Origin of the sequence: Legionella sp. km772 (assembly GCF_003989735.1) — a bacterium.
GTDB lineage: Bacteria > Pseudomonadota > Gammaproteobacteria > Legionellales > Legionellaceae > Legionella.
On record NZ_RZGQ01000114.1, the window covers coordinates 1 to 9210 of the forward strand.

Sequence of the window (9210 nt, forward strand, 5' to 3'; positions counted from 1 at the left end):
ATAAAAACTCATTTAAATCACTTTGCTATTAAGTACAAATTGATTCTTAGAGCGAACCAGATTGCTTGGCAGGAGCTTAAAAATATGGCAGCTTAAAATTGACCGTGCGTAACATGAGTCATTAATTACTTTCCCTGGGAAACCCATTATTAACATCTGGCCAATTTTTTCTCTTAAACTGGGCTCTCCTGCAGAAAAGCCGGCAGAAAAGAAAACCAATAGGCTTAATAAAAAAAGTCGTTTTATCACTATATCAGCTCATAGGATTAGAAATGTGCAGCAATTATACGAATATAAAAGCAATAAGGCAAATTTATGAGCTAAGTGGGATATCAATAACCACCCGCATCATCCCGTACACCGTTTTCAATGGTTTATTACGCACCATTTGCTTAAGCGCCTCATAGCATTTGGGATGACATGGTTAGTTAGGTATAGCTTACTAAGATAAGGATTAAACCCAGCTATTGAAAAACTTGTCAAACTACAGCCACTAATACCGCGGTTAAATAATTCCCTTCAGGAAAAACTGATAGAGTAGGATGACAACTTGAGGGGCCATAAATGCCTAAAATACGCGCCTGTTTACCAACGGCTCCGGCTTGCGAACTAACCAAAGCACAGAATTCTTGTGGGGAAAGTGCCGAGGAGCAATTACAAGTCATTAACAAAGTACCGGTTTTCATATACTTAAAGACTTCTCGATGGAGGAAACGATAATAATTTTTAGCTTTTTGTAAATGTTGTTGTGAGGGAACTAATTTCGGTGGATCAAGCACTACAATATCGTAATTGCTTGCATGGGTTAGATAATCTCTGGCATCCGCTTCAATAAAGTCAATATTAGTGAGACCATTTAATTGTGCATTTTTTTGCGCCTGTTCTATGGCATGGGCGGAACTATCTATTGCAGTGACCTGTTTAGCCCCTGCTTTTGCCGCATGTAAAGCAAAACCACCCGTATAAGAGTAAAGATCAAGTACACGTTTATCTTTAGCTAAATCAGCAATACGCTTATGATTTTCTCTTTGATCAAGGAATAAACCTGTTTTTTGCGCATGGGCAAATTCAATTTGAAATTTGATGCCAATTTCTGAAACCACGGTTTTTTTATCCGCGTTAGCAGCTTCTGCATTTTTCCAACCATCTTGGCCCAGAGGTTTTACCTGCGGTACCCAAATTATTTCATCGTCTACTAATAAAGTTTGTATTGCTTTTATAATGTGCTGTTTATTGCTCTCAACCCAAAAAGCAGAGCTCGCTACGACACAAAAATTATTAAAACGGTCAATGGTTAACCCTGATAAACCATCCGCTTCACTATTAAATAGCCGATAAGCACTTGTTTTATCATTAGGTAAATTAAGGCACTTCCTGATTTGGTAAGCTTGTGCTAAACGAGCGCTGATTATTGATTCATAAGAGGTAGTATTAATTTGCTCAGTGGCTAAAGCTAAAATACGAACCCTATATAGAGAAAATTGATTATAGGCCCCCACACCTAATAACTCATTGTTTTCATTATAAACATCAACCAACTCACCTGTAATTAATTTACCACTGGTCTGAGAAACTGCTTTAGGAAAAATCCAAGGGTGCCCTTTTAGTACTGTATTCTGTTTTGCTTTTAGTAAAATAATTTTTGCTCGCATTTTCCTATTTCCCAAACATCAAAAGTCGGCTAATCTACACTATAGGCCGACAGGCCTGCAATGGTCATTAAGGATAATTATGCTACATTTAATCAAACTATCATTTATTTTTCTCTGTATTGCCTTTTTTAATCAATCAGTGTTTGCCGGACCTTGGTTCACAGGTCCTCTGTTAGCACCAGCCGGACATACCATACCTAAAGGGCATACTAATGTTGAAATCTATGGTTTAGATGTTTTAACCGATGGTAGTTACAATAATTTTGGCGTGTTAAATAATGCACGAACTTTTAGAACTTTAGTGGTTAACCCTATTATCACTCATGGTTTTACTGATTGGCTTGATGTGCAACTCGTATTACCTTATGTTTTTAACTCTACTCGTGGTGTTAACTATAATCGTTTAGCCGATATGGGGGTTACTCTAGGTTTGCAATTATTTGAACAAAATGCCTCACCTAAACGCATCGATGTACGTGTGCTGGTGCAAGAGACATTTCCCACAGGACGCTATCAGAATTTAAGCCCTAGAAATTATGGAACTGATTCTACCGGTTTAGGCAGTTACCAAACCCAAGTGGGCTTGGACTTTCAATATTTATTGGAACTATTTAACTCCCATTATTTAAGAACGCGCTTAATTTTTACTAGATTATACGCCACTCCTGTACCTGTGAGCGGTTTAAATAGCTATGGTGGGACTATTACCACTCGGGGAAAAATAAATCCTGGAACAGAAAACGGTATTGATTTAGCATTTGAATACACCTTAACCCAAAATTGGGTGGCGGTTATGGAAGGTACTTTATCTAATGGTCGTGCTACACGTTTTAATGGTATTTTAAATATTGGTAACATTGGCGGACCAGGAGCTACAATCGGTAGTGGCCAATATAATGAAAAAGCATTGGCACCAGCTTTAGAATATAATTTTAGTGGTAATTTAGGCCTAATTGGTGGTGTATGGTTCCCTGTTTCTGGAAAAAATACCTCTCATTATATGACCTATGTACTTGCGTTAAATGCATTTTGGTAATGCCAATAATAAAATGAACTAAAGGTATTAATTGAGTATGGAAAAGAAAAGTAGTTTCTCCTATAAGTTGACACTTGCAGCCTTAGGTATTGTATTTGGCGATATAGGAACAAGTCCTTTATATGCTCTTAAAGTTACTTTAGATGATTTGCCTATTGATCAGGTGAATGTTTTAGGGGTGTTGTCCCTTATTTTTTGGTCTCTACTTGTTATAATTTCCTTCAAGTACCTAGTTATAATTTTTCGTGCTGATAACGACGGGGAAGGAGGTATTTTAGCTCTATTAGCATTAATGAAACACAAAGCCACTAAATACGCACCCATTTTCTACATCCTAGCTATTTTTGGCGCTGGACTCTTATTAGGTGATGGGATGCTCACTCCTGCCATTTCGGTTATCAGTGCCGTGGAAGGACTCAGTGCCATCTCCCCTGCTTTTACACCTTACGTTTTACCCATTGCTTGTATAATTTTCATCTTTCTCTTTAGTATTCAATCTAAAGGAACGGCAAAAATTGGCTATCTGTTTGGACCTATTATTTTTGTATGGTTTTGCACGATAGCCATACTGGGCTTGATTCAAATTATGCAAAACCCCGTCGTTCTTCAAGCTATAAACCCCTATCATGCAATTTATTTTTTATATGATGAAGGCTTATCCGGCTACCTATTATTGGGGGGCATTTTTCTAGCGGTGACGGGAGGAGAGGCTTTATTTGCCGATATTGGTCATTTTGGAAAAAATCCTATTCGCATAAGTTGGTTTTCTTTAGTCTTACCCTGCTTATTACTTAATTATTTTGGCCAAGGAGCTAATTTACTCTTGCATCCCAGCAATATTGATAATCCTTTTTATATGATAGCGCCAAGCTCACTTTATTTGCCTTTGATTATTTTAGCTACCATGGCGACAATAATTGCATCCCAAGCAGTAATCTCTGCTACCTTTTCTTTGACCAAGCAAGCTGTGCTTCTTGGTCTTTGCCCACGAATTACTATTGTGCAAAAATCCAAAGAGCATTCAGGACAAATTTATGTTCCGCAAATTAATACCTTGCTCTTTTTCGGGACTATGTTGCTTGCCTTAACCTTTCGCTCCTCAGAAAACTTGGCTCATGCCTATGGAATCGCAGTAAATGGCGATATGTTACTTGTGGATTCTATGGTCGCTTATGCTGCACTTTCCATCTGGGGTTGGTCTAAAACCAAAACCTTTTTATTGTTTGGCCTATTTTTAATTATCGATCTTTCTTTTTTAGGCGCAAATGCTCATAAATTTATCACTGGCGGCTGGGTTCCGGTAACTTTTGCGCTCTGTATTGCGACGATTATGTATACCTGGAAACGTGGTTTAGAGTACTCACGTAAACATTTCTACATGAATAAATCCGATATTTCTAAAATTTTACGGCAATTAGAGTATAAAAGCTTAAATCAACTGTCTGGGGTTACAGCAATCTTTATAACCGATGTTTATGATAAAAGTGGAGGTAGCTTTTTGCATTTCCTAAAATTGAGTCACGCGGTTCCTGAACATGTGTTAATCGTAGACTACATTGTTGAAACAATCCCCCACATACATCACAGTCAACGTTATGAAATCTGCAGTTTAGCACCTAAGGTCTGTAAGCTCACTTTACATTATGGTTTTATGGAAACCATTAATATTCCAAGAGCTTTAGATCGAGTTAACTTTAAAAACATTCTGCCTTTTACTATTAATACCGAAAGCGCAGCTTATATGGTAGAGATTCCCAATATAATGGCATCAAAGAGCAAAAAATCACTCGCATTTCACTGGCAAGAAAAAATCTTTGCTTTTTTGATGAGGAATTACTCTGCTAATTTAAATATTGAATTTTATAAATTACCCTATAATCGAACCATAGCAATTGGAACTTATTTTCTTTTGTAGTAAAAAGTCATTCATCATCATGGTACACTAGCTTATTTTATGTGAGGGACACATTATGTGGTTTAATAACGCGCTTATTTATCAATATGATCTTAATGAAGATTGTGATCTAAATGCTTTTTTAAAAGAAGAAAGCTTAAAACCTTGTCCTCCCCATGCTCGTTTTATTTACGGTTGGCTGCCCGCTTTTGCTGATGAAATGGTTCACGAGGTAGCAGGTAGTACGCTGATTTGTATGGGGAAAGAAGAGCGGATTCTACCTCGGGGCGTAATTAAAAAAATGCTGCAAGAACGCATTCAAATGATCGAACAGCAGCAAAGCCGCACTGTTAAACGTGCCGAAAAAGCACAAATTGCAGAAGATCTTGAGTTTGAATTATTGCCTAAATCTTTTTGCGTGCAAAAGCGTCAGACAGCTTTGTTAGATACAGTGAACAAACGCCTAATTATTAATAGTTCCAGTGCGAATCAAGCCTCCCAATTAACTGCTTTTTTGCGTAAAACAGTTTCAGGTATTACGATTGAACCCCTTTCGCCTGGAGAAAACTTAGCTCTACGTTTTGCTCAATGGATTAACTCACCTGAAACTTTACCGCAAGATTTCCAATTAGCCTCAGATTGTTTGCTGTTTAGTTTGCAAGATGAGAAAAAACGTGTTCATTGTAAAGGCTATGAATTACCAGCTGAAGAAGTTTTAACCCTCTTAACTCAAGGGATGGCAACAGCTGAAATTTCTTTAATTTGGAAAGAGCGCATTCAATTAACCTTAACCCATGAATTCGTGTTTAAGCGGATCAAGAGTCTTGATTATTTGATTGATGAATTTAATGAAATTAAAGGTTTGGAAGAAGAATATCTTCGGCAGGATGCCGCCTTAACTTTATTAGGGGGTGAATTACGTGATCTTATTTCTACCCTTTTAATTGAATGTACTAGTCAGTCCACACCTCAGAGTTCCCCCCAAATTTCCGAAGCCTTACCGGCTTAAATTTAAAAGGACATAGGATTACTCAAAGTACACTACTTCTTCTATCCGTGTACTTTGATACTTATAGTTTAAATGATCAACACATTCAATGCATTCATAGCGGATTTATTCAAGGTTGTCTCAAGCTTATGGGATTGGGTCTTATCGCGCCAAGTACCACAAATTTTTAATAAAGCACCATAACTTATTTCAGGACGAGGCAAGGATTTACTCCAAGCAGAATTAGCAGCATCGCTCATGAAGAAGGTTTGATATCTATCAGCATGCAATGGATCGTCCGAAGGATGGATACTTCTACGCCTTACTGGTAATTTAAGTGCCTGGGGCGAGTTAATGGAAAACGATTTATTCCATTGACCTAGATGATGATCGTAAGTATGGATCTGAATATCAGTAATTAACTTTTGCGCGAGTAAATGTCTGAGGGTCGGTAACTCTGAATTCCAAAAATTATTATTCGCTACAAAGCCAGCCGCTTCGGACTCTTTATCAGAGCTGATATAAACATGAGCAACACCAACGGTGTATGAGGCGTATAAACGTGAGATGGATGAAATCAGTAAATTAATAAAATCATCATGCTTACCTTGAAGCAATCGAATAGATCTTGAAATATCATACATTGCAGCTATTGCAGGAATATTGCTATCTGAAATAGCATCGGGTGAAGAGTAAGCCCTCTCTTTTCCCGCCTTGCCCGACCAAAAATTAAACGATGAATCACCAAACTCATAAGGCCCCGGAAAGCCATTTACAATGAGATATGCAAAAATTTTCATAAATTTTTTTGCATTTTGTGTGGGTTTGCGAGTTCCTATAGACACCATATCATCATAGGTATAATAAGGAAGCACCCTATCACAAAGGGCAATCAAACCATCTACCTTATTAACAGCAAAGGAATGAATATTCTGACTAACCTGTTCAAAAGTTTGATTGGGTGGAATAGTGGCCACATAAGACCAAAGCGCAGATGGATTTAGTTTCTTTAACATTGTGCCTTGCAAGACTGGTTTTATTCGGGCTATTGCTTCTTTTCGGGTACTAATATCTTGTTTAGTAATCATCAATTTATCTCATAGTTCAAACAGTTGAAGTGAAAATTTCCTGATATCCCTATTTTCAGACTGATCGATTATAACACACATATAAGAATATTTTACCCAAAAAGTCATTTTTTGTTTTTTATGATTTCAAATAAAACAATATTAGATAGATAAAGAAGAAAGGTAAATCGGAAGGGCTTCCTAGTATTAGCTAGGTACTAATACTAGGAATACTACAGTTTTATTGCGGCGCTAACTGCACCATATTGGAGGTATGATAAGTAGCTTGATAAACTTTTAGTGCATCATCTGCTGCTGCTTTTAACCCTAAGGCTTGATTGGCTTTATACATAATTACTAGGGCTTTTTGTGCACTGGGAGCCTGCGGGTAATTTTTTACTAAATAACTTGCACGCTCAATTGCGGCTACATACATTTTACGTTTGTAGTAGAAATAGGAAACATTCAACTCATGCTGAGCAAACATATTTCTTAAGTAAATCATGCGTTGCAAGGCATTAGCCTTATATTTACTATCGGGAAATTTCTGGATAAACACTGAAAAATCAAGGAATGCTTGTGTTTGTGTTCCTGGATCTCGCCAAGATTCATCCATGGGTAGCATTTTTGCAAAAACGCCACGTGTTTGTTGGAAATTTGCCAAACCTTTCATGTAATAGGCATAATCTACTCGTTTAGCCCGAGGATATAAATGAATAAAACGCTCCGCCGTCGCTGCAGCAGAAGGATATTCCTCATTTTCATAATAGGCATAGATCAAGTCTAATTGCGATTGTTCAGTGTAATCACTAAAAGGATACATAGTTTCCATTGCTTCTAATTGCTTAGCTGCAGTGGCATATTCTTTTTTCTTCAATGATTTTTGTGCAGCATCATGAAGCTGGGTTGCTGACATATCTTTATACGGGTTTTTATCTTCATCATTTTTCGCACAAGAAACTAACATTATAATAAGACTAACAAGAAAAAAAATTTGCGTTCGCTTCATAACCCACACCTAATAAATTGCCACTGAAAAAACAGTTAAGATTACCTTAAAACTTTGCCCCATTATACCTAGGACAAGAAAATTTGCTAACACTATTAAAGAAGAAATTAAATATGCAAAAAAATGAAAAAATCGTTTGCACTAAAGAGCCTACTGCGATAATATTGTCGGCGGAGAGGTGGCAGAGTGGTCGAATGCGGCGGTCTTGAAAACCGTTGAAGGGCAACCTTCCCAGGGTTCGAATCCCTGTCTCTCCGCCAAGATTACTACCCTATCTTGGTATCATTCAAACCCATTTTATATCTTTTAAGCTAGGTTCATCTTTCGATGACAGCCTTCTACTATTCCATTTGATTTAGTAAATCGCCACATTCTAGCTATGTTGCTCTATATAAGGCGTTAATACCAACGTTCTATGTGCTCGCGAAGTCGTGCGTTTATGCTTATTATTACCAGGACCGTAGGTGGGCCGTTCGGCCCAATAATGATATTGTCAATCCCAAGGATAAACTCTAAAGATTATGGCCGTGTTGGGCCGAACTGCCCCACCTACAAAGGGCTATAAAACGCAGAGGCATACCTTTACTGCTAGAACACTTTCTGATTGCGGATTATTTTTTTCCTTGAGGCTACTACAAACTTCGCACTCGCATCATTACTTACAATTAACTTTTTATAACAATAAAACCTCTTAATGTTCACTTAATTCAATTTTATGATTCCTTGTGTTATAATTGATCACCTTGTTTTATGAGAGTTATAAATGCCTAAATCAAATCTCGTGATCTTAGGACATCGTGGTGAAGGATGTACCAATAGAAATCCTGAAGTATATGGGAAATTTCTTCCTCCTCGCGAAGATAAAGGAGGCCGAGTTCTACCTGAAAACTCCCTTTCCGCCTTTGCGAGCGCATTTGCCTCAGGGGCAGATGGATTTGAATGTGATGTCTTTCCTTCAAAAGACGGTGTCGCAATGATTATTCATGATAATCAATTAGCACGGAATGTAGACGGGTATCATTTTTGGGGGGTGGAACAGAATGAAGATGTTTTAGGCAAGGTTAGTGATTATACTGCCGAGGAATTAAGACGTCTTTTTACCATTGGTAATAATGAACCCATTCCCACACTTGAAGAGCTGATTGAATTAGCCATTATGCATAATGAGCCCTATAAAGCGAGGAATGAGGGTCGTAATTTAGTACTGAATATTGAATTAAAAGGAGGTCGGGAAGGAGCTATTGCGGCTTTTACGGTTATCCAAAAATTTTTAGATAATCCTCTCTGCCCTTTCAAAAAAGCAGATTTTCTATTTAACTCTTTTGAGATGGACTGTTTAACAGCCATGAAGGAGTTTGATCCTGAGCTTGAATGTGCTTTGGGCGTAAGCACTAGACAATTATATGAAGGCCCATTAAAAATGCCCGGGTGGATTCCCTCAACTGCGTATTTCACTGAATTCGATCACTCGTTTCACTTTAAACGATCACCTATTTCACTCGAAATCGATCAGTGATTTCACTGAAAATGATCACTGCACTCAATCTGCAGCGATGCGGAGATT

At 37.7% G+C, this 9210-nt stretch carries 8 protein-coding genes and 1 tRNA gene; 5 read left to right on the plus strand and 4 right to left on the minus strand.

What is annotated here, in order from left to right; genetic code table 11:
- Positions 1-12: 12 nt before the first annotated feature.
- Both ELY15_RS16160 and ELY15_RS11040 read right to left on the minus strand, forming a co-directional pair.
- Positions 13-249: a hypothetical protein gene (locus ELY15_RS16160; RefSeq protein WP_158617457.1), complete on the minus strand. Its 237-nt coding sequence runs from the start codon at positions 247-249 to the stop codon at positions 13-15.
- A 230-nt stretch (positions 250-479) separates the two neighbouring features.
- Positions 480-1652 (minus strand): class I SAM-dependent rRNA methyltransferase, encoded by a 1173-nt coding sequence (locus ELY15_RS11040; RefSeq protein WP_127099970.1) that lies wholly within the window; start codon positions 1650-1652, stop codon positions 480-482.
- A 79-nt stretch (positions 1653-1731) separates the two neighbouring features.
- On the opposite strand from ELY15_RS11040, the gene ELY15_RS11045 reads away from it, so the two are divergent.
- From ELY15_RS11045 to ELY15_RS11055, 3 genes are read left to right on the plus strand one after another with little or no spacing between them, the layout of a single operon-like run.
- On the plus strand, positions 1732-2688 hold the full coding sequence (locus ELY15_RS11045; protein WP_127099972.1) for a hypothetical protein: 957 nt from the start codon (positions 1732-1734) through the stop codon (positions 2686-2688).
- 37 nt (positions 2689-2725) lie between these two features.
- Complete coding sequence (locus ELY15_RS11050; protein WP_127099974.1) at positions 2726-4603, plus strand: potassium transporter Kup; 1878 nt, start codon at positions 2726-2728, stop codon at positions 4601-4603.
- A gap of 55 nt (positions 4604-4658) precedes the next feature.
- Positions 4659-5591 carry a recombination-associated protein RdgC gene (locus tag ELY15_RS11055; RefSeq protein ID WP_127099976.1) on the plus strand — a complete coding sequence of 311 codons (933 nt, stop codon included), beginning with the start codon at positions 4659-4661 and terminating at the stop codon, positions 5589-5591.
- Positions 5592-5659: 68 nt separating this feature from the next.
- Here the strand turns inward: ELY15_RS11055 and ELY15_RS11060 are convergent, their stop codons facing one another.
- Positions 5660-6658: a hypothetical protein gene (locus ELY15_RS11060; RefSeq protein WP_127099978.1), complete on the minus strand. Its 999-nt coding sequence runs from the start codon at positions 6656-6658 to the stop codon at positions 5660-5662.
- A gap of 220 nt (positions 6659-6878) precedes the next feature.
- Positions 6879-7646, minus strand: a complete 768-nt coding sequence (locus ELY15_RS11065) for an outer membrane protein assembly factor BamD (RefSeq protein ID WP_127099980.1) — start codon at positions 7644-7646, stop codon at positions 6879-6881.
- A 172-nt stretch (positions 7647-7818) separates the two neighbouring features.
- Here ELY15_RS11065 and ELY15_RS11070 point away from each other — a divergent pair.
- Together ELY15_RS11070 and ELY15_RS11075 are read left to right on the plus strand one after the other, a co-directional pair.
- Positions 7819-7906, plus strand: a tRNA-Ser gene (locus tag ELY15_RS11070).
- 503 nt (positions 7907-8409) lie between these two features.
- Positions 8410-9162 (plus strand): glycerophosphodiester phosphodiesterase family protein, encoded by a 753-nt coding sequence (locus ELY15_RS11075; protein ID WP_127099982.1) that lies wholly within the window; start codon positions 8410-8412, stop codon positions 9160-9162.
- Positions 9163-9210 lie beyond the last annotated feature (48 nt).